The sequence below is a fragment of the Streptomyces sp. NPDC053750 genome (assembly GCF_044544295.1).
In the GTDB taxonomy this organism is placed as follows: Bacteria; Actinomycetota; Actinomycetes; order Streptomycetales; family Streptomycetaceae; genus Streptomyces.
Genome location: NZ_JBITXB010000011.1, coordinates 13,554 through 31,430, shown reverse-complemented (window position 1 = coordinate 31,430; position 17,877 = coordinate 13,554). Strand labels below are relative to the sequence as shown.

The window sequence follows — 17,877 nt, the reverse complement described above, 5'->3', positions numbered from 1 at the left end:
CGATTCTGCGGGTGGTGCTCATCGCACGCAGGCCGTGGTATGTGGGCGGAGGTCGGTGGGGGTGGTCTTACGCCGGATGCTGTGCCCGGTGGCGAGGTGGCGTTGGCAGATGGTCAGCACGGGCGGCCCTTCGGGCAGCCGTTCCGGATGGCACGCGCTCGTCTCGGTGTCTGCCTGCGCTGTATTGCCGGGCAGCAGGTGGAAGGCGGCATGGATCTCGGTGGCGGCCTGCCACAGGCGGGTGTGCGCGGTGGCGAGGTGGCGGCCTGCTGCAGGATGCGGGGGCCCTGCTACCTCGACCAACTGGTCGATGAACCGGTGTAGTTCGGTGAGGTGGGCGTGGAGGGTGTCGAGGTGCCCGCGATCCGGGGGCGCGGCACGGTTGAGTGCACGAGCGTGGTGGCGGACGCCTGCGGTGGCGGCCCGAAGGTAGGGGTGCGCGTCGGGCGCGCTGGGACGGGGATGGATCAATGGGAGGTCCTTGCCGCCAAAGAGGCGGGAGCGGGGTGTGGGGGCGAACTGGCAGCTACAGGGTGGTGCGGGCCAGGGGGAGTGCGGCAACGGCGAACGCGTCGGGCTGCTGGTAGTTCAGCCGTCGCAGGTCGACGCCCGAGGTGACGGCGTGGGTCTCGATCTGGGCGCAGGCGGCGTCCAGGAGGGCGTCGGTCTCGGCGGTGACGGTGACGAGGCCGGTCAGGGCGACGTCCGCGTGTCCGGCGATGAGCTGGCGCTCACGCTGTTTGACGTCGGCGTACTCGACGGAGTCTTCCTCGCTGTCGACCTGCCCGCGGCGGGCGCGCTCGTTGGCGTCGGCAATGATCGCGGCCTTCTTGCGCTGGACGTCCCGCAGCGCGGACTCGAGCCCCTGCGGTACGTAGATGAGGGACAGGCTGCGTCGCACGCCGGCCGTGAACATGAGGCCGTGCATGAAACCGGCGTTCGTCTCGGTGCGGGGCCAGTTCTCCACCCAATACGTGGAGTGCCGTGCGCTGTCGGTGGCGAGGCGGTCGTACTCCTCGACCTGGACGACGGGACCTGCTGCTGCGGGATCGGCCTCGGCGCGGCCGGTGTCGGACCACTGCTGGAGTGCGGCGAGGGCCCCCGGGTCGTAGGCGGTGCGGATGACGGCGGCGATCTCCCGCGCGGTCAGCCACCCGGTGACCATCAGTCCGGCGTTGCGGGCCGCCTGGGCGATGGACGCGGTGGTCTGCTCCATGACGGTGAACGCCCCGGGCAGCCCGCCGCCGGCCTGCGAGATCAGCCGCCGGGCGGCCTTCAGATCGAGGGAGATGGCGAGGTAGGTCTCGTGGGGTGCGGCGGCGGGACCGGCCGAGGCGACCAGTTCGGAGTAGATCTGTCCGGCGACCGGTGTCTGGGGCTGCCCGTTCTGGGCCCAGTGGCGGGTGAGGGTGTCGCCGCTGTCGGGGACGGTGCGTTCCAGCACCTGCACGGTGGCGATGTGCCCGGTGCGGGCGATGCCCGCGAGCGCGCGTCCCCAGCTGCCCACGTTGTGGTTCTGGGTGGCGGGGTCGAGGAGGGCGAAGGCGCGGCTGCTGACCCGGGCGATGGCGGTCAGGGTCTGCCGGTGCGGGTCGTGCACGGCCGCGGCGCCGTTGGCGGAGTCGCCGGGGGTGACCACCTTGAGGGAGGCGGCCGTGCCGGGCAGGTGGAGGATGCCATCCTGCCGGGGCCGGGTGACGGGCCGGGCGAGCCAGAGCGTCTGGCCGGTGCGTCGGCGCTGTGCGTAGCGGGCGACGATCGGCGCCCAGTCGATCAGGGAGCGTCCGTGCCGACGGATCACCACGAGCGCACCGGAAGCCGCCCACAGCGGTGCCAGGGCGACGGCGCCGACCAGCCCGGTGGAGACCACCGTCATCAGCAGCAGCGCCAGCGTGCAGGAAACAAGGACGAGTTGCGGCAGGGAGAGGCCGAGGAGGATGCCGCGGCGGGACCGGTGCGGAAACTTCACCGTGACCGGAGCGACGGAGAGATCAGTCAAGGGGCGGGTCCTGAAGACGCGGGCGGAAACCCGGGGGCGGGGGTGCAGTACACGTCCCGCCCCCGGTAGACGGACAGGGGATCAGAGGCCGGTCGCAGGCGGCGGCGGTGAGGCCGTCCCGCTGGGCGTGGCGTTCTGTGCCCCAGGGGACGGCGGTGCGCCCTGCGGCGGCGGGGTCGTGGTCGGCGGCACTGACTGCCAGCCGCCTTGCTGGCCGGACGCGGCGCTCACGCCGGATCCACCCGGCCCCGGGCTGCCGCCCACCTGGCCGCTGGTGTCATCCGACACGCTCGTCGGCGCGGGCTGGACGGCCTTCTCCAGGCCGGATTTCATGGCACCGCCACCGGGCGAGCCGCCCGTTCCGCCACCCTGCGAAGCGTCCTTGCCGCCGCCGCTGTCGCCGGTCGGGTTGGCGGCGATGTCGCCGGGGAATCCGCCTCCGCCTGCGGCGTCGGGGCCTTGCGCGGCGGCGACACCCGCTCCGGCTGCCGCGCCGCCGGTTCCGGCGGTGGCGGCTGCTGCCGCGGCCTTGCGGGCGACGTTCTCGGCGTGGGCCTTGGCGATCTGCGCTCCTGCGCCGCCGGCGCGGTGGATGGACTCGCCGTCGGTGCCGTCGGCCGCCCAGTGCACGAACTTGAAGACGGCATAGGGGCACAGCAGCACCAGGATCATGATCACGATGCCGGACATGACGTCGGCGAGGGCGGCGATGCCGTCGGTGGCGTCGGTCGTGCCCATGGCGGCGATGCCGAGCACGAAGATCACAGTCATCAGCAGCTTGCTGACGACGAGGGTGGCGGTGGCTTCGATCCAGCCCTTGCGCCAGCGGCGTGCGACTTCCCAGCCGCCGCCGGCGGACGCGAAGACGGCCAGGGTGACCATGACGAGGATGCCGACCTTGCGGACCATCATCACGCACCAGTAGAGGAAGGCGCCGATGGCGGCGCCGAGACCGACGACGACCGGGACGAGCCAGCCGAGTCCGGCCAGGGACCCGATCTGGCTGACCTTCACGATGCGGCGCACGGCCGACTCGATGCTCAGGTGCGCGGTCTTGAACAGGCCGTCGCTGACGGCGTCGACGACTTCGACGGCGACCGTGGTCAGGGCGATGGCGCAGAACGCGAACAGGACCCCTGACATGGTGCCGGTGAACGCCTGGGTGAGGGCTTGTCCGTCGCGTCTGACGGCGGCCCGGACGAGCTGCGCGCAGAAGGTGGCGACCAGCAGGACCAGGCCCAACGGCAGCAGCATCTCGTAGTTGTCGCGGAACCATCCGGCGTTCAGGTCGACCCTCGTGGTGGTGTTGACCGCCTTGGCGGCCAAGTCGGCCGCTGCCGCAGCCAGCTCACCTGCGGACTTCGCCATCCAGTCACCGATGGCCTTGCCAGGGTCCGAGGCGAAATCGACCGCGTCGCCGACCGCACAGAGCTTGTCCGCCAGGGGGTAATCACAGAAACCCACGGGGAATTACTCCTCCTTATCTCGTGTCAGGCGCGGGTCACTGCGTGACGCTCGGAGCGATGGCGGCCAGGGCACAGTCGTGGCCGGGGCGGCACTGCACGGCGAGGGTCACGGCGCGGTCCTCGGCTCCGCCGCCGCCCTTTTTCCAGGCGATCTGCTGCGTGCCGTTGACGGTGACGACGTAGATGTACGCCTCGGTGATCGCCGAGGGGTCCTCGGCGAGGGCCTGCTTGAACGCGCCCGGGTAGTGGCTTTCGGTGACGCGGGCGGTGGCGTGCTGGTCCTGGTCGGCCATCCGCGACCACAGCAACGGATCAGGGACCTGGCCGGAGACGGACGCCCAGTCGGCGTAGGCGGGCTCTTTGGTCATCCACGCGCGCATGCCGGCGAGCTGCTGGTCGCGGCTGGTGTCGCGGGTGTCGTAGGACCACAGCATCTGGGCTGCTGCCTTGGCGTACGCGACCGGCTCGGCGATCTGCGGAGGCTTGGGCACGGAACCGGAGTCGGCCTCGGGTTTCGGGGCGGGGGCCTCGGAGGAGGACGGGCTGTGCGTCGCGGCCGGCCCGGCAGCGGTCGGATCCCGGTGGGCGTTGCCGCTGCCGGACAGCCAGGCGACGGCTGCGGCGATGGTGAGCAGGACGGTGACGACCAGAGCGACGATGGCGACGCGCCGGTTGGCCGACCAGCCGACGCCGTAAGAGGACAGCGAGAGGGTGGGGAATCGGTTCCGCATCAGTGGACCTGCGAGCCGAGGGTGGAGAAGAACGCGACGATTCCGTTCGCGGCGCCGAGGCCGAGGGCGGCGCCCGCGGCGACGACGGCGCCCTTCTTGCCGTTGGCCTCGGCCTGGTGGCCGCCGGTGTGGTGGCCCCAGGCCCACACGCCGAGCGAGACGGCGAGGGCGCCGACGACGGCGATGATCCCGAACATGTTGATCGAGTTGACGACGTTCTTCAGCACGCTGAGCCCGGGCAGGCCGCCACCCTTGGGCGAGATCCCTGGGTCGTAGGCGAGCTGGATGACGCGGTCTGCGAGAGGGAGGGACATAGGTGTGGCGGGGCTCCTTGCATACGCGGGCCAGACGAGGGGCGGCGAGAAGAGGGGAAGCAGAGGGGGTGGGGAGATGCGCTCGGGGCGCGGGAGATCGCCGCGGCGGCGGCCCGCCCGGGCGGTGCCCTGGCGGGGTGGCGTCAGATGACGCGGCGGGCGGCGAGAATCGTCCAGTCCTTGATCGGGGTGATCCGGACCGGCTTTGATGTGCGCGGTGCCTCGATCACGAGGCCCTCGCCGATGTACATGCCGACATGCTCAGGCCGGGCGGCGGTGCCGCGGCTGAAGATGAGGTCACCGGGCTTGAGCTGGGCGGGCGAGACCGCCTTGCCCTCGTTGACCTGCGTGTACGTGGTGCGGGAGAGCGTGACGCCGGCGTGCGCGTACGCCTGCTGCATCAGCGAGCTGCAGTCGCAGCGGCCCATCGGGTCCGGGCCGTGGGCGTTGGTGCAGGATCCGCCCCACTGGTAGAGGGTGCCGAGCTGGTGCATCGCCCACTCGATGGCCTTGCGCGCCTTCGGGTGGGCGTCCTTGGGGATCTTGTATCCCTTCGGGACGCTGCCCTCGGGGATGGGGCCGAAGCCGGAGCCGTCCTGGCCCGGAGCGCAGCCGGTAGTGCCGGCTCCCGGGTCCTTGCCTGTGTTCGGCTCCTTGGCGTCCTTGTTGTTGCCGGCGCCGGGGAAGGTCTTGGCGATGGCTTCCTGCAGCGCGGTGGCCAGGTGCTCCCACTGCGCGTAGGCGTCCGGCAGGCCGGACTGCTGTACTGCTTGGGCAGCCTGGGTGACGGTCATCTGCTGCCAGCCGTTCACCTTGAGCAGGTGCTTGTAGAACTGCTCGCTCGCGTACGTCGGGTCACGGATCTGCTCGGCGGTGCCCCAGCCCTGGGAAGGACGCTGCTGGAACAACCCAAGGCTGTCCCTATCGCCGTAGTTGAGGTTGCGCAGCCTCGACTCCTGCATCGCCGTGGCGAGCGCAATGACCTGGCCCTTCTTGGGGACGTCGAGGCTGATACCGGTGGCCACGATCGTCTGGGCATTGGGCACCTGCTCGGCGGGCAGGTCCAGGCCCTCGACGTGGACGTTCTTGCCGGACGCCCCGTCGAGGATCTTGGTGACCTGCTCGGCGACCTTGCCGGTGTTGATGTCGTTCAGGCAGATGAGGGAGCTGCTGCTGCTTTGAACGGCGTCCGCGGAGGACGCCATCATCATGCCGGTGCCGGCGAGCAGAAGCGGGGAGAGGAAGACGACGCCGATGCCGGCGGCGAGCGCCTTCAACCGGAGCGGACCGCTCGTGGGTCAGCGAGGTCGGGCAGGGGTGGGTAGCGAGACGTCATGAGCGTGTCCTTCGGGGGTGCGGTGTCCGGCGTGCCGCGTGCGCGAGGCGTGGTGGAAGGGCGCGGCGGCCGGGGTGGGCGATCAAGGCGGACCGATGTGGGGCGAGTTGCCGCTCGCTCCCAGCTGGCCGGGCCGTGAGCTAGGTGTGCCGGGGCAAGGGGGTACCTCCGTGAGGTGTGGCGGGGGAGTAGCCAGCGGCGGTGTGCGCCGGGCAGTTCAAAAACAGTAGATGCGGATTGGCGGTTGACCAAAAAGCTGGCGCGAGGTGCCGGAATCCGGCACCCTCGCACGGCACTTCTTGGTCGTCGGCGGATTCGCCTCTACAGTTTTTGGACTCCCCTCGCCTCCTCGGTCCGCGGCCCTGGGCTTCTGCACGCCCACCTCCGGCCCGCGAGGACTCCTGTGCGAGGCGGCTAGTTCCCCCCGTGAATCCGCACCCGAATAGGGGCCCCTCTTTGCCTTTTTCCCTTCACCAGGGCGACGCCCTGGCCGTTCTCTCCGGCCTTCCGGACGGCTGCGTCGACTCCGTCATCACCGACCCGCCGTACAACAGCGGTGGCCGGACCGCGAAGGAGCGCACCACCCGCTCCGCGAAGCAGAAGTACACCTCCGCCGATGCCAAGAACGACCTCGCCGACTTCACCGGCGAGAACATGGACCAGAGGTCCTACGCGTTCTGGCTCACGCAGATCATGACCGAAGCGCACCGTCTGACGAAGACCGGCGGGACCGCGCTGTTGTTCACCGACTGGCGTCAGCTCCCGACGACGACGGACGCGATCCAGGCCGCCGGGTGGCTGTGGCGCGGCGTGCTTGCCTGGCACAAGCCGCAGGCCAGGCCGCAGAAGGGCCGGTTCACCCAGAACTGCGAATTCATCGTCTGGGCCAGTAAGGGGCCGATCGACGGCTCCCGGAACCCGGTCTATCTGCCCGGCATGTACTCGGCGTCGCAGCCCTCGGGCGCGCAGCGCCGGCACATCACGCAGAAGCCGGTCGAGGTGATGCGCGAGCTGGTCAAGATCAGCCCCGAGGGCGGCACGGTCCTCGACTTCTGCGCCGGCTCCGGCTCCACGGGCGTGGCCGCTCTGCTGGAAGGCCGGGACTTCATCGGTGTGGAGAAGACCGAGCACTACGCGTCGATCGCGGCCGACCGGCTCACCGAGACGATCCGCGAAACCCTCACGCAGGACGACGTGGACCTTACCGGCTGGGCCCCGTCCTTGCCTGCTGCCAAGGCGACCGGCTCCCCAAGCGTAGCCGCCGGCGCAATGCCGCCGCAGTGGCCGTGCAGCTCGCCGGATGGGCCGCGCGCAGACGCTTCCGTTCTTTTCTCATCCCGTGTCTCGTAGGAGGCCGAGCTTTTCAATGCCCGAATCAACAAAGTCGCCTGACGATGGCGAGTTGGAGCCGGTTCGTATTCCGGATCGACAGCTGGAGGGAATCGAGGCGAGCGTGCGGCGGCTCATGGAGCAGTCGGCGCAACAGGCTCAGCAGCTCGACCACCTCGCGTCCGCCCCGCCGCCCAGCGGATCACCGTTCGCCGCCTTCGGCATGCCAGGACTCGGCGGGCCGCCTCCCGCCGCTCCACCGGAGCCCCGCCCGATCCTGGAACTCGACGGAGAAGAACGCGAGGACGAACTCGACGCCCTGTCCGACTGGGTGGATGACTTCTTCCTCCCGGTGTACGGGGCGGAGGTCACCACCGCGGCACCCTGGTGCCTGCAGTGGCAGGAGCACGACGACGTCGTGGCCTGGCTCCACGCCCTGTGGCTCGCCTACCAGCAGCACAAGGATCCCGAAGCCGGGCTGTCCGGCCTGTTCGTGTGGCACCGGGACTTCCTCACCCACGCCGTCGCGGCGATCCGCGCGCCGGGTGGGCCGCTGTCGGCCTGCATGACCTCACCCGACCGGCCCGCGCACCGCCTTCTGCCCGGTCCGCCGCCGTCCGTGCGCACGGAGGCGGCGAACACGACACAAGCCGCCGAACCGGACGAGCCGACGTCATGACCGCGGGAGCGGGACAGCCCGCCTTCGGACTCAGTTTCGACCCCCGCGCGCTGACCGATCTCCTCCAGGCCCCCAGCGACATCCGCGACCTCACCCTCGCCTACCTGCAGGAAGTCGTGAACGCGCAGCGCTTCGGCCTGCGTCTCGACGGTGACCTGGAGGGATTCCGGAAGCTGTTCGTGGACTCGCGCAAGGACTGGCGCGTCGTCTACGGCGTCCGCCCGACACCCGCGGAGTCCGCGCATCCCAAGGAGATCCACGTCGTCGCCATCCGGCCGCGAGCAGGCAACGACATCTACGACGAGGTCGGCCGCCGCCTGGGGATGACCCGCCGGCCGCTGAGCGCCCGCACCCACGCGGCACGCTCGCGTTCCCCGCAGCTGACCACCCGCGCTCCCGTGCCCCGGCCCGGTCCGCCGCCCACCGCACTGCCGGGGCTGCCCCGTCCCGCCCCAAACCCCGCGCACCATCCCACCCGCTGAACGCACCGAGGTCCGCCTATGCCCCCTCCACCCGCGCCGACACCAGGTCGGCGCGCGGTCTCCCCGCTCGACCACCGCCTCCAAGCCGTCACCGGGCACGACATCGACACCCTGTGGGCCTACCGCGACCGCGGCGTCCTCGACGAGCAGCACGCCCACCTGGTCGACCGGCACCGTGAACTGGCCAAGGCCCAGACCAGCGTCACCTTCTACCTCCGGCTCCTCAACCGCCTGTCCAGCGGCGAGTTCGACGTCGACAGCGCCCTGTTCACGCGCATCGACCGCACCGTGGACCAGCTGGAAGAGGCCGCCGCCGCGCGGGACGCCGCCGCCCGGGCGGTGCTCGCCGCCCTGGAGCCCATCGAAGCCGCAGCGGCGGCTTCCGCGCCCGACGCACGGCAGCTCTCGACGGATGACCAGGCGGCGCTGCTCGCCATCGCCGGCGGCGCCAAGCTCTACGAACACCTGCTGACCGGCCGGATGTCCGTCACAGCCGCCTCCGGTACCCGCATCCCCCACGCCAAGCTGCAGCAGTTGGAGGACGCCGGCCTGGTCGTCCGGGACACCGGCCACCCCGTGCACGCAGGCCAGCCGGTCGCGCTCACCGACGCCGGACGGGCCGCGCTGTTCGCCGCCCGCCGGGCTCCCACGGTGCAGGCGCCGAAGGTCCCGGCTCGCCCCGGCGCATCGCGGCCCACCCCGGCGCAGCGGCGCTGACTTCACCGAAAGGCCCTTGTTGTCTCCCACCGACCCGGCGCCGGACCGGAAGTCCCTCCCCGAAGTCGACTTCGACCTGGACGACCTCGACGCCGACGAGGAGAAATACCTCGACTTCTACCGCAAGGTCGCCGTCCACGAGGACATGCTCGTTCCCCTCGCCGAACACCACGACGGCCCGCACAGCTACTACGTCCTGTTCGACCGCACCACCACCTGGGGGCACCCCGGCATCCCGCAGGTGCTCGCCGTGCATCTGCAACGGGACCGCGAGAAGCGGACGTTCAGCTTCGAGCATGCCCCTCTGCCGCTGCCCGCGATGGCGCAGTCCTGGCTCATCCACCGTGGCTGTCCGTCCGATGCCATCGCCCTCGCCCCACTGGGCCCGCCGCCAGCGGACGAGGCCACGCGCGCGCTGGAGTTGCGCCTCGCCGGCGACGGCGACCACTACGCCATGGGCTACTCCTACACCAGCGACGACCCGGACGACATGGTCATCGTCGTGGCCCTGCGTGCCCTGGACGAGCGAGCTCCCTCGCCGTTCCGCGTCGTGGTCGAAGAGGTCGACACCGAGACGTGGACGCACACCCTGCGCGAGGGCGGCTTCGACACGCTCGGCGAGGCACTGCAGTGGTGCGACGACCGCCTCGCGGGCGAGGCCGGCCCTCTTCCGCCGGTCCGCCCGGCAGCCGCAGTTAGCCGCCCGGCCGGCTTGCCGAAGGCTCCTGCCCCGCGCCCGCCCGGCCGCTCACGCTGAGCGTCAAAGCCGACCAGGGCGGCGCAACATAGCCGACGATCGCCGGTTAGCCAAACCGGCGAATATCCGGACTCTTATACAGCCGCCGGGACAACACCCGCGGCACTTCCCCGCAATCCCTATGCCTTCACGGAGGTTTCTTCCGCATGCGCTCCACCCGAATTGCCATATCCGCAGCCATGCTCGGCGCACTCGCTCTGCCTGTGCTGTCCGCCACCACCGCCAGCGCGACCCCCGCGAGCAGCTGCTCGTCCCAGCCGCCGCTGCCGTACGAGGTACACACCAAGGCCGTGACCATCCGGTCCAAGGCCACCACGAAGTCCACCGCGCTCGGCGTGCTCTACAAGAGCCACAAGTTCACCGTGCACAAGAAGAGCGGCAACTGGCTCTACATCACGGACAAGACCACCGGGGTCAAGGGCTGGGTCTCCGGCACGTACGTCTACCGCGACGTCCGAATGTGCCTGGACTGACAGAGCCCAGCAGGTGCCCGTAAGCGGCTCAGCCACCGGGTACGGCAGCCCCTCCCACCCCAGGGATCGGCCTTTCCAGAACAGGAGATTTCCCTTTGCCCGATGGCATATCCGATGAGTCTGAGGATGTCGTGGGCGTGCTCACCGAACGGATCGAAGCGCGCTTCGACATGGGCATGGACCAGTTGAAGGCCGCGGTCGCCGCCGCGCCGACCGCGAATCCCGATGCCACCGACGTCGTCAAGTGGCATGGCTTTCTCGTCGAGGCCCAGTCCGTGTTGGAGCGTGCGGAGGACGACCTCCTCGCTGCGCTGCAAACCCAGCCCAGCGAGATCGACGATCCGACGATGGGCCTCGCCCACCGGGTGAACGCGGCCGTCACCGCCCGCGACGGCCGAGCCATGGTCGTGCGCTGGCTCCTCGACCCGGACGCCCCGGGGAAGAAGGACCTCGCCGCCCAGCGCCTCGCCCGCCTCCGGCCCCGAACCGGCCCGGCGGTGCAGACCAGCGCTCCCCACCGGCCCGCCGGCACAGCCGCACCGGCATCGGCCTGGCGGCCGGCAAGGACCGCCCGATGAGCCGGGACAAGGCCAGCACCATGGACGCCGACCTGCAGAAGGTCTTCGGCAACCCGCTACCCGAGCTGTACGAGACGGCTGCCAGCCCAGGTGCCTCGCCCGCGCTCGCCCGTGCCCTGGAGCTGCGTTCGTTCCTGGCGCTCACCGAGGAGCAGGTCGCCCGCGTCCGCGACCGCGTCCACGCCGACATGGACCCGGACCGCGACATGGGCGAACTGTCGGCGGACAAGCTCCGCTTCGACGCGCAGTGGCTGGAAGCCGCACTGGAGGCCCGCGACGGCTACCGCGCCGCCCTCGGCGGACTGCTGCGCACCATGCCCCCGCCTGCCCAGCAGGCTCGGCCCGTACGAACGGCTCAGCTCAGGGCCACCGCAACCCTGCCCCCGTCTGCCGCCCCGGCACCGCAGCGTGCCGGGGCGGCCCGGGCCCGCCGACCGTGAAAGCCCACGCTTGCCCCACCTCACGTCCACCGACATAGCCGGACGGATCGAGGACTTGTACGGCGCGCCGCTCGCCGACCTCGAGGCCCACGCCCAGGACCAGCCGCCCGGCATGCTCTCCGCCCTGCTCGGCATGCACGACGACCTCGCCCTCGCCGAGCGCAGCATCGACGTCCACCGCGACCACCTCGCCCGGCTCATCCACCCCGAGCGGCAGATCGACCCGCACGAGGTCTCCCACCTCCTCGACGGTGCACGCCGGCTCGCCGAAGCCGTCGCCGTCCGCGACGTCCAGGCCAAGTCGGTCGCCGCCGTCCTGCAGAGCCTGGCCCGCGTCCCGGCCCCGACGCCTGCCCCGCCGGCTCCCTCGCCGTCCGTTCCAGCTCCGCCTCTACCGGTGCCGAGCCCGGCACACAGCCGCTGACCCAGGCGATCTCTCTCTTTCCTTCACCCAGGAGTTCCTCCCTTGGCCATCACCGCTCTGCCCCCTGACACCGACGCCGACATCGCCCGGGTCACCGAGGCCCTCGCCATGATCACCCCACGCTGGAACGTGAGGATCCTCCTGGCCCTCTCCGGCCCGCCGCTGCGCTACAGCGAGCTGGCGGCCAAGGTGTCCTGGCTGCAGAACGGCCAGCTCCACCCCAAGCTCAAGTCTCTGTGCGACGCCGGACTCGTCGAACGCACCGAACACACCGCACGGCACGTGAGCTACCGCCACACCGAACGTGGCGCGGCCCTGCTGCCGGTCCTGCCGGTGATCGTCACCTGGGCCGAGGAACACCTGGAGAAGGCGGACGGTCCGCTGCCCGCGATCGAGCAGATCGAGGACGGCCTTACCCTGCTCACCCGGCGCCACGCCGCCGCCATCCTGTGGGTGCTCAAGTCCCGACAGGAGGTCAGCGGCCGGGCTCTGGCCCGGATCGTGATGCCCAGCAGCGACTGGACCAACATTTATCCGCCGCTGCGGCAGCTCGTCGCCGACGGCCTGGTCGACACCGATGGCATCGGCCAGCCCTACCGGCTGTCCGCAGCCGGCGACGGCCTTGGCCCCGTGCTCGGCGCCCTGTCCGCCTGGTCCGCCGGGCAGAGCCTCGACCAGGCGGCCCAACACCCGGTCTGGGGACACCCGCAGGCGAAGCCCGCGCCGAGGCCGTGGCTCAGCAGCCAGCCACGGCCGACCCCCGCGGCGCTCCCACCCGCTCGCACGACCGCATCCTCTCCGGCGTGGCACCACCGCGATCTCTTCTCGCACGCAACGACCGCCCGCCCGAAGGCAGCCATCCCGGCGGGAGGCCCGCGCCGATGAGCACCCCCTTCACCCCTGCCGAAGTACGCCACGCCGTCGAACTTCTCGCCTCGCGCTCCTTGATCCGCCTGGTCACCGAGATCGACGACAACGGCGCCATACCGCCGCGACGGCTGGCCGGCACCCTGCCCGGCCTCTCCACGCACCAACTGCGAAGCGCCTCCGACACGGCCCGCGCCCACGGCCTCGTCCGGATCGCACCCGGCTCCGGTCTCGAACTTACCGAGGCAGGAGTGGAGTTGGCCGACCTGTACGACGCGATGGCTCGCTGGGCCCGGCGTCACGCCGTCCCGGCCCCCGTCTGCGAGTTCAGCCGCCGTATCCGGCACGTCCTCGACCTGTTGGCACCGTCGCTCTCCACCGAGCGCGCCGACGCTCTCTCTCCGCTGACCGGCGACGGTGCCGAGGCGGGGCTGGCCCGTTCCCGCACCCTCCTGATCCAGTGGCTGGCCGACAACCCCCGGGTGGCCAGGGTGCCCGAGCCTGAGCCGGTCGCGTGAGCGCAGCGGTCACACCGCGGCACGCACGCCACACCGGCGGGCTGATGCGCAGCATCTACCTGCCGCGCACGGCGGACGCGTTGGCGTTCGCGATGTCCACCTACGGCATCCCGCTGCTTGTCCTAGCCACGACGCGATCCGCTGCGCTGACGGGCGCCGCCTTCGCCCTGGAGTGGATTCCGCGGCTGGCTGCGTTCGGGTGGGCCGGCTCGGTCGTTGACCGGCGCGGTGCCTCGGTGGTCTTCCACCTTGCCTCCCTGGGGAGGGCGCTGGCCCTCGCCGCTGGCGCGGTCCTGCTCCACCTCCACCCGTCCGGCACCGTGGCGGGCGCGACCGTGATGGTGCTGGCGGCGACGACCGGCGTGCTCACCGAGTTCAGCTATATCGCGGCCGAGACCGCGGGCGCCGCCGCCGGACGGCGAGCAGGACGGCGGGCCCACCGTGTCCAGGCCGTCCTGCTTGGCATCGACCAGACCGCAACCATGGCCGGGCCGGCGTTCGCCGCAGTGCTCCTGCTCGCCGGGCCGCCGCCGCTGCTCGCAATGATCAGCGTGCTCTCGCTGCTGGCTGCCATGCTCGCCCTGCGCACCCCGCCCTCGCCCGTGGCACCGGCCCGCGCGCCGAAGGGGCAGTCCGGCGCCGGACTGCTCACCGGGTGGCGCACCATCCGCTCGCTGCCCGCGCTCGGCTGGCTCGTGACCGGGCTGGCCCTGTCCAACCTGGCCACCGGCCTTCTCCAAGCGGCCGGCCCCGTGATCGTCGTCAAGCACTTCGGGCAGTCCACCACCGCCGTCGGCCTCGTCTGGTCCGCCGCTGCCGCAGCGACGCTCCTCAGCGTCACATTCTGCCGGATTGCGATCGACCGCCTCGGTCTGTGGCCGGTCGGCGCCGCCTGCGCCGCCCTCGCCTCACTCGGCTGTCTCGCCGCCGCCCAGGCCCCCGACTACCGGTCCTACCTCGTCCTAGTCGCGGTCCTCATGGCGGGCGAAGGAGGCATGACGGTCGTCCTGCGCACCCTGCGCTCCCGCCTGATCCCTCCGGAGAAGTTCGGCAGCACCCTGTCGGCGACCATCCTCATCCTCCTGCTGCCCTTCCCCGTCGCCGGCGTACTCACCGCGCTCGCCCCGCCCGACGCACTGGGACACGTCATCACCGCATGCGCCGCCCTGCAGGCCATCGGCCTGTTCTGCTCCTTCGCCCGCCTTCGCACCGATCCCGTCCTGCGCACCTGACCCTGCTGCGTCCTCAGCCTGTGGAGAACTTCATGTCTATCGCCGCCCTCGGATCGCACCGCGCGACCGGTCGCACCATCACCGAGCAGTTCCACGCCTTCGACGCCCACAACCCGAACGTCTACCGGGCCCTGGAACGCATGGCCGCCCGACGTCTGGCCTCCGGCGCCACACGCGTCGGCGTGAAGGACCTCTTCGAGGACCTGCGCCGCCAACTCCCGTACGGGGTCGCCGGGCTGAACAACAACTTCACCGCCCTCTACGCCCGTCGGCTGATCAGCGAAAACCCGCAATGGGCTGCGGCGTTCGAGTTGCGCCGCCGTCGTGCCGACTGACAGCTCTCGGTTTCCTCCCGCCTAAGCATCCTCGGCCGGCACCGACTTCGCCGCTCTGCTCCGCCGGCCCCGCTCGCGGCGGCTGCTCGCCGGACACTCAGCGGCCCTGCGCCGCCGAGGGCCGCCGTCCACATATCCCTGCCCCCTCTTTAGATTCTGAGGAGCCTGTTCTTGCCCGACCGTCCTGTCGTCCTGGTCGTCGCCGCATCCGACATGGAGGCCGAGGCGTACCGCGGGTACTGCCTTCAGTCCGTGGCCGCCGTCTACGACGTCGTCCTGATCACCGGCGAAGAGCCCTCGTGGGAGACGCCGTACCTGCGGGACTGCGTGGTCGTGTCCGATCCGACCGACCAGGCGGCGCTGTCCGCCGCCGGCCGGGACCTGGCCGACCGCTACGACCTTGCCGGCGTGTTCACGTGGACCGAGTGGTACCTCGTCCCGGTCGCCCGCCTCGCCCGCCAGCTCGGCCTGCCCACCACTGCCCCGGAAGCCATGCAGGCATGCCGCAACAAAGCCACCTCCCGTACGTTGTTCGCCCAGCACGGGGTTCCGTCGGCAGCCTCGGTGAGCGTGCGCACGCGTGCCGAGGCCCAGGTGGCGGCCGAGCGGATCGGCTACCCGGTCGTGCTGAAGCCCGCCGCGCACGCGGCCAGCATCGGGGTGATCCGCGCCGACACCCCCGAACAGCTCACCGCCGCCTTCGCGTTCGCCGACCAGGCGGCCGGGCTGGGACTCGAGTCCACCAGCGTGCTGGTGGAGGAGTATCTCGACGGACCCGAGGTGTCGGCCGAGTGTGTCACCTACGGCGGTGAGACCACCGTGGTGGCCGTCACCCGCAAGACGGTCAGCGCCCCGCCGTATTTCGAGGAACTGGCCCACTCGGTCGACGCCGCCGACCCACTGCTCGACGTGGTCGCACCGGCGGCACGCGCCGCGATCCACGCCCTGGGAATCACCGACGGCGTCTCCCATGTCGAGATGCGGCTGGTCGACGGCCGGCCGCGGCTGGTCGAGGTCAACGGCCGGATCGCCGGTGACATGATCGGCCATCTCGTCCAGCTCGCCACCGGCATCGACCTGCCGCGCACCGCCGCCGACATCGCCTGCGGCCGTGCCCCCGACCTCACCCCGACCCGGTCCTCGGCCGCCGCGATGCAGCTGCTCTACCCTGACACCTCCGGCACCTTGCTCCGCCTCGGATTCGACGGCGTCAGCCCGCGCTGGTTGGAACGCGTGCACTTCCAGCACCAGGTCGGCGACCAGCTGCTCCTCCCGGCCGACGGCGGCAACATGTTCACCGCCCGTATCGGCTACCTGATCACCACCGCGCCCACCGCGGACCTCGCACAGGCCCGCGCCAAGCAGGCTGTGCGCCATCTGCAGGTCGCCCTGGTGCCGCACACGGCCGACGAGTCTGCTGCGGGTGGCCGCCCCGCATGACCCGCGCCGACGCTTCCGTGCGCCGCAGCCGTGTCCTGCTGACCAGCTACTTCCTCGGCCTGGGCGTGGTGATGGCGGTCTGGGGCGCCCGGATGCCGGCCGTCCAGCACGCCGCTCACCTCACCACCGCTGGCCTGTCGCTCGTCCTGCTCGCCGCCGCTGTCGGCATGGTTGCCGGACTGCAGGCCGGCGGCCGACTCGCCCGGCCCGACCGACTTCCCCTGCTCCTGATTGGCGGAGCTGTCGCACTGGGAGCGGCTCTCGCCGTGCTGGGGCAGTGCCGGACGCTGACCTCGCTACTCGCGGCGGCTGTCACCTTCGGTGCCGCGCACGGTGTCCTGGACGTCGCCGCCAATACCGCGGCGGTTCGCTGCCAGAACGCCGCCAGCCGGCCGGTCATGTCCTCCCTGCACGCCGCGTACTCGATCGGTGCCCTGGGCGGTGCCGCCCTGGCCGCTGCCACTGCGCGCACAGCCCACAGTGCCTTGTTTATGGCCACCGGCCTCGCGCTGACCGCGACCGTGCTCGTGGCCGGGCCGCGCACCCTCGCGCTGAGCGGCGCCGACCAGCCCAAGCTGCCGGAGCCCCAGGGGGCCGGTCAGGGCCGGGCGGGAGGTGTGTGGCTGTTGGGTGCGCTGGCGGCTGCGAGCCTGCTGGGGGAGGGGGCGGCGGCCGACTGGGCCGCAGTGCACCTGCACACGCTGCACGCCACAACCGCCCTCAGCGCGACAGCGTTTGCCCTCTACAGCATGGGCATGGCGATCGGCCGGCTCACCGGCGACTGGCTCACGACCCGCTTCGGCGCTCCTGCCGTGGTCCGCACCGGCGCTGCGCTCGCCGCCGGCGGACTGACCACCGGCGTCCTGGTCGGCAGCGTGCTTGCGGCGCTGGCCGGCTGGGCGGTCTTCGGGCTCGGCCTGTCCAGCACCGTCCCCTCCCTGATCACCGCCGCCGGCAGACACGGCCCGAGGGCCGTCGCCACGGTCTCCGTCACCGGCTACCTCGGCCTCCTCGCCGGCCCCGCCGTCATCGGCGCCCTCGCCAGCGCCACCACCTTGCCCACGGCCCTGCTGCTGCCCGCCCTCCTCGCAGCCGCTCTCGCCGCCCTCACCCGCCGAGCCCTGGAGAACACCGCCCCTTGACCCGCCCCACCGGCCCCGACGCCGTCATCCTTGACTACAACGGCGTCCTCGGCCTGCAGCCCACCCGCGCCCAGTGGCTACGGCTGGCCCGTACCGCTTCCTGGCCCGAAGACGATCTCGCAGCATTCCAGCGCGTCTTCTGGAACGCCCGCGACCTCTACGACGCCGGCCAGCTCAGCGACCTGGCGTACTGGGTCCGCGTCCTCGGCTTCCATCCGGGCCCCCGCCTGTTGCGCGAACTCCTCGCCGCAGACACCGACATGTGGACCGCGACCGACGAGGGCGTCCTGTCCGTCCTGCGCCGCGCCCATGCCAACGGACTGCCGATGGTGCCGTTGTCCAACGCACCCGCCCACCTCAGTACGGTGCTGGACACCCACGACTGGCGCCGAATGATGACCCAGGCGCTCTACTCGGCCCGCCTGCAGCTGTGCAAGCCCGACCCGGCTATCTACCAGCAGGCGCTGGCGGCCACCGGGGTCGGTGATCCACGACGTGTCCTGTTCGTGGACGACCGCCCCGACAACTGCCAGGCCGCCGCCCGCTTGGGCCTTCGCACGCTGCACTACACCGGCTCGACCGACGCCCTACGAGCAGCTTTGCTGCCCGCTGACTGAC

The 17,877-nt window shown here is 71.4% G+C and carries 21 protein-coding genes and 1 pseudogene; 16 read left to right on the top strand and 6 right to left on the bottom strand.

Features of this window, described 5'->3' with window-relative positions:
* Window positions 1–18: 18 nt before the first annotated feature.
* From ACIGO6_RS27640 to ACIGO6_RS27615, 6 genes are all read right to left on the bottom strand, one after another.
* A complete protein-coding gene (locus ACIGO6_RS27640) occupies window positions 19–471 on the bottom strand; it encodes a DUF6238 family protein (protein ID WP_362491144.1) in 453 nt (150 codons plus the stop codon).
* Between the two features lie 55 nt (window positions 472–526).
* Window positions 527–1,999, bottom strand: coding sequence for an SCO6880 family protein (locus ACIGO6_RS27635; RefSeq protein ID WP_365605571.1), 1,473 nt, complete (start codon window positions 1,997–1,999; stop codon window positions 527–529).
* Between the two features lie 81 nt (window positions 2,000–2,080).
* Window positions 2,081–3,463, bottom strand: a complete 1,383-nt coding sequence (locus tag ACIGO6_RS27630) for an ATP-binding protein (protein ID WP_399880919.1) — start codon at window positions 3,461–3,463, stop codon at window positions 2,081–2,083.
* A 37-nt stretch (window positions 3,464–3,500) separates the two neighbouring features.
* The gene (locus tag ACIGO6_RS27625; RefSeq protein WP_399880917.1) at window positions 3,501–4,196 is read right to left on the bottom strand and encodes a hypothetical protein; all 696 of its coding nucleotides are present in this window, start codon (window positions 4,194–4,196) and stop codon (window positions 3,501–3,503) included.
* Window positions 4,196–4,510, bottom strand: a complete 315-nt coding sequence (locus ACIGO6_RS27620) for a DUF6112 family protein (protein WP_006143162.1) — start codon at window positions 4,508–4,510, stop codon at window positions 4,196–4,198. The genes ACIGO6_RS27625 and ACIGO6_RS27620 overlap by 1 nt, the downstream gene beginning before the upstream one ends.
* A 143-nt stretch (window positions 4,511–4,653) precedes the next feature.
* Window positions 4,654–5,787, bottom strand: a complete 1,134-nt coding sequence (locus ACIGO6_RS27615; RefSeq protein WP_365154831.1) for an NlpC/P60 family protein — start codon at window positions 5,785–5,787, stop codon at window positions 4,654–4,656.
* A gap of 515 nt (window positions 5,788–6,302) precedes the next feature.
* Between ACIGO6_RS27615 and ACIGO6_RS27610 the strand changes: the two are divergent.
* The 16 genes and pseudogenes from ACIGO6_RS27610 to ACIGO6_RS27535 form a co-directional block, all read left to right on the top strand.
* Window positions 6,303–7,052, top strand: a pseudogene (locus ACIGO6_RS27610) (DNA-methyltransferase); the annotation flags it as partial.
* A gap of 259 nt (window positions 7,053–7,311) precedes the next feature.
* A complete protein-coding gene (locus ACIGO6_RS27605) occupies window positions 7,312–7,854 on the top strand; it encodes a DUF4913 domain-containing protein (protein ID WP_399881360.1) in 543 nt (180 codons plus the stop codon).
* A complete protein-coding gene (locus ACIGO6_RS27600) occupies window positions 7,851–8,336 on the top strand; it encodes a hypothetical protein (protein WP_399880913.1) in 486 nt (161 codons plus the stop codon). The genes ACIGO6_RS27605 and ACIGO6_RS27600 overlap by 4 nt, the downstream gene beginning before the upstream one ends.
* Before the next feature lie 18 nt (window positions 8,337–8,354).
* Window positions 8,355–9,053, top strand: coding sequence for a hypothetical protein (locus tag ACIGO6_RS27595; protein ID WP_006143154.1), 699 nt, complete (start codon window positions 8,355–8,357; stop codon window positions 9,051–9,053).
* A 16-nt stretch (window positions 9,054–9,069) separates the two neighbouring features.
* Window positions 9,070–9,810: a hypothetical protein gene (locus tag ACIGO6_RS27590; RefSeq protein ID WP_399880910.1), complete on the top strand. Its 741-nt coding sequence runs from the start codon at window positions 9,070–9,072 to the stop codon at window positions 9,808–9,810.
* Window positions 9,811–9,989: 179 nt separating this feature from the next.
* Complete coding sequence (locus ACIGO6_RS27585) at window positions 9,990–10,283, top strand: SH3 domain-containing protein (protein WP_061915846.1); 294 nt, start codon at window positions 9,990–9,992, stop codon at window positions 10,281–10,283.
* Between the two features lie 95 nt (window positions 10,284–10,378).
* Window positions 10,379–10,861 (top strand): hypothetical protein, encoded by a 483-nt coding sequence (locus ACIGO6_RS27580; RefSeq protein WP_399880908.1) that lies wholly within the window; start codon window positions 10,379–10,381, stop codon window positions 10,859–10,861.
* A complete protein-coding gene (locus ACIGO6_RS27575; RefSeq protein ID WP_006143150.1) occupies window positions 10,858–11,301 on the top strand; it encodes a hypothetical protein in 444 nt (147 codons plus the stop codon). The genes ACIGO6_RS27580 and ACIGO6_RS27575 overlap by 4 nt, the downstream gene beginning before the upstream one ends.
* Before the next feature lie 10 nt (window positions 11,302–11,311).
* Window positions 11,312–11,725, top strand: coding sequence for a hypothetical protein (locus tag ACIGO6_RS27570; RefSeq protein WP_006143149.1), 414 nt, complete (start codon window positions 11,312–11,314; stop codon window positions 11,723–11,725).
* Window positions 11,726–11,767: 42 nt separating this feature from the next.
* The gene (locus ACIGO6_RS27565; RefSeq protein ID WP_006143148.1) at window positions 11,768–12,610 is read left to right on the top strand and encodes a winged helix-turn-helix transcriptional regulator; all 843 of its coding nucleotides are present in this window, start codon (window positions 11,768–11,770) and stop codon (window positions 12,608–12,610) included.
* Window positions 12,607–13,110 (top strand): regulator, encoded by a 504-nt coding sequence (locus ACIGO6_RS27560; RefSeq protein ID WP_399880903.1) that lies wholly within the window; start codon window positions 12,607–12,609, stop codon window positions 13,108–13,110. Before ACIGO6_RS27565 ends, ACIGO6_RS27560 begins: the two co-directional genes overlap by 4 nt.
* Window positions 13,107–14,342: an MFS transporter gene (locus ACIGO6_RS27555; RefSeq protein ID WP_399880900.1), complete on the top strand. Its 1,236-nt coding sequence runs from the start codon at window positions 13,107–13,109 to the stop codon at window positions 14,340–14,342. Before ACIGO6_RS27560 ends, ACIGO6_RS27555 begins: the two co-directional genes overlap by 4 nt.
* Window positions 14,343–14,374: 32 nt before the next feature.
* Window positions 14,375–14,677 (top strand): hypothetical protein, encoded by a 303-nt coding sequence (locus ACIGO6_RS27550; protein ID WP_399880897.1) that lies wholly within the window; start codon window positions 14,375–14,377, stop codon window positions 14,675–14,677.
* Window positions 14,678–14,890: 213 nt separating this feature from the next.
* Complete coding sequence (locus ACIGO6_RS27545; protein ID WP_399881358.1) at window positions 14,891–16,117, top strand: ATP-grasp domain-containing protein; 1,227 nt, start codon at window positions 14,891–14,893, stop codon at window positions 16,115–16,117.
* The gene (locus ACIGO6_RS27540; RefSeq protein WP_390830420.1) at window positions 16,114–17,259 is read left to right on the top strand and encodes an MFS transporter; all 1,146 of its coding nucleotides are present in this window, start codon (window positions 16,114–16,116) and stop codon (window positions 17,257–17,259) included. Before ACIGO6_RS27545 ends, ACIGO6_RS27540 begins: the two co-directional genes overlap by 4 nt.
* Window positions 17,256–17,876, top strand: a complete 621-nt coding sequence (locus tag ACIGO6_RS27535; RefSeq protein WP_399880893.1) for an HAD family hydrolase — start codon at window positions 17,256–17,258, stop codon at window positions 17,874–17,876. Before ACIGO6_RS27540 ends, ACIGO6_RS27535 begins: the two co-directional genes overlap by 4 nt.
* The last annotated feature ends 1 nt before the right edge of the window (window position 17,877 follow it).

Excerpts from the sequence above, each read along its gene's own strand:
- ACIGO6_RS27550 (WP_399880897.1), top strand. The coding sequence starts at position 14,375 with ATGTCTATCGCCGCCCTCGGATCGCACCGCGCGACCGGTCGCACCATC.
- ACIGO6_RS27575 (WP_006143150.1), top strand. The coding sequence starts at position 10,858 with ATGAGCCGGGACAAGGCCAGCACCATGGACGCCGACCTGCAGAAGGTC.
- ACIGO6_RS27600 (WP_399880913.1), top strand. The coding sequence starts at position 7,851 with ATGACCGCGGGAGCGGGACAGCCCGCCTTCGGACTCAGTTTCGACCCC.
- ACIGO6_RS27560 (WP_399880903.1), top strand. The coding sequence starts at position 12,607 with ATGAGCACCCCCTTCACCCCTGCCGAAGTACGCCACGCCGTCGAACTT.
- ACIGO6_RS27605 (WP_399881360.1), top strand. The coding sequence starts at position 7,312 with ATGGAGCAGTCGGCGCAACAGGCTCAGCAGCTCGACCACCTCGCGTCC.
- ACIGO6_RS27625 (WP_399880917.1), bottom strand. The coding sequence starts at position 4,196 with ATGCGGAACCGATTCCCCACCCTCTCGCTGTCCTCTTACGGCGTCGGC.
- ACIGO6_RS27620 (WP_006143162.1), bottom strand. The coding sequence starts at position 4,510 with ATGTCCCTCCCTCTCGCAGACCGCGTCATCCAGCTCGCCTACGACCCA.
- ACIGO6_RS27585 (WP_061915846.1), top strand. The coding sequence starts at position 9,990 with ATGCTCGGCGCACTCGCTCTGCCTGTGCTGTCCGCCACCACCGCCAGC.
- ACIGO6_RS27545 (WP_399881358.1), top strand. The coding sequence starts at position 14,891 with ATGGAGGCCGAGGCGTACCGCGGGTACTGCCTTCAGTCCGTGGCCGCC.
- ACIGO6_RS27595 (WP_006143154.1), top strand. The coding sequence starts at position 8,355 with ATGCCCCCTCCACCCGCGCCGACACCAGGTCGGCGCGCGGTCTCCCCG.
- ACIGO6_RS27540 (WP_390830420.1), top strand. The coding sequence starts at position 16,114 with ATGACCCGCGCCGACGCTTCCGTGCGCCGCAGCCGTGTCCTGCTGACC.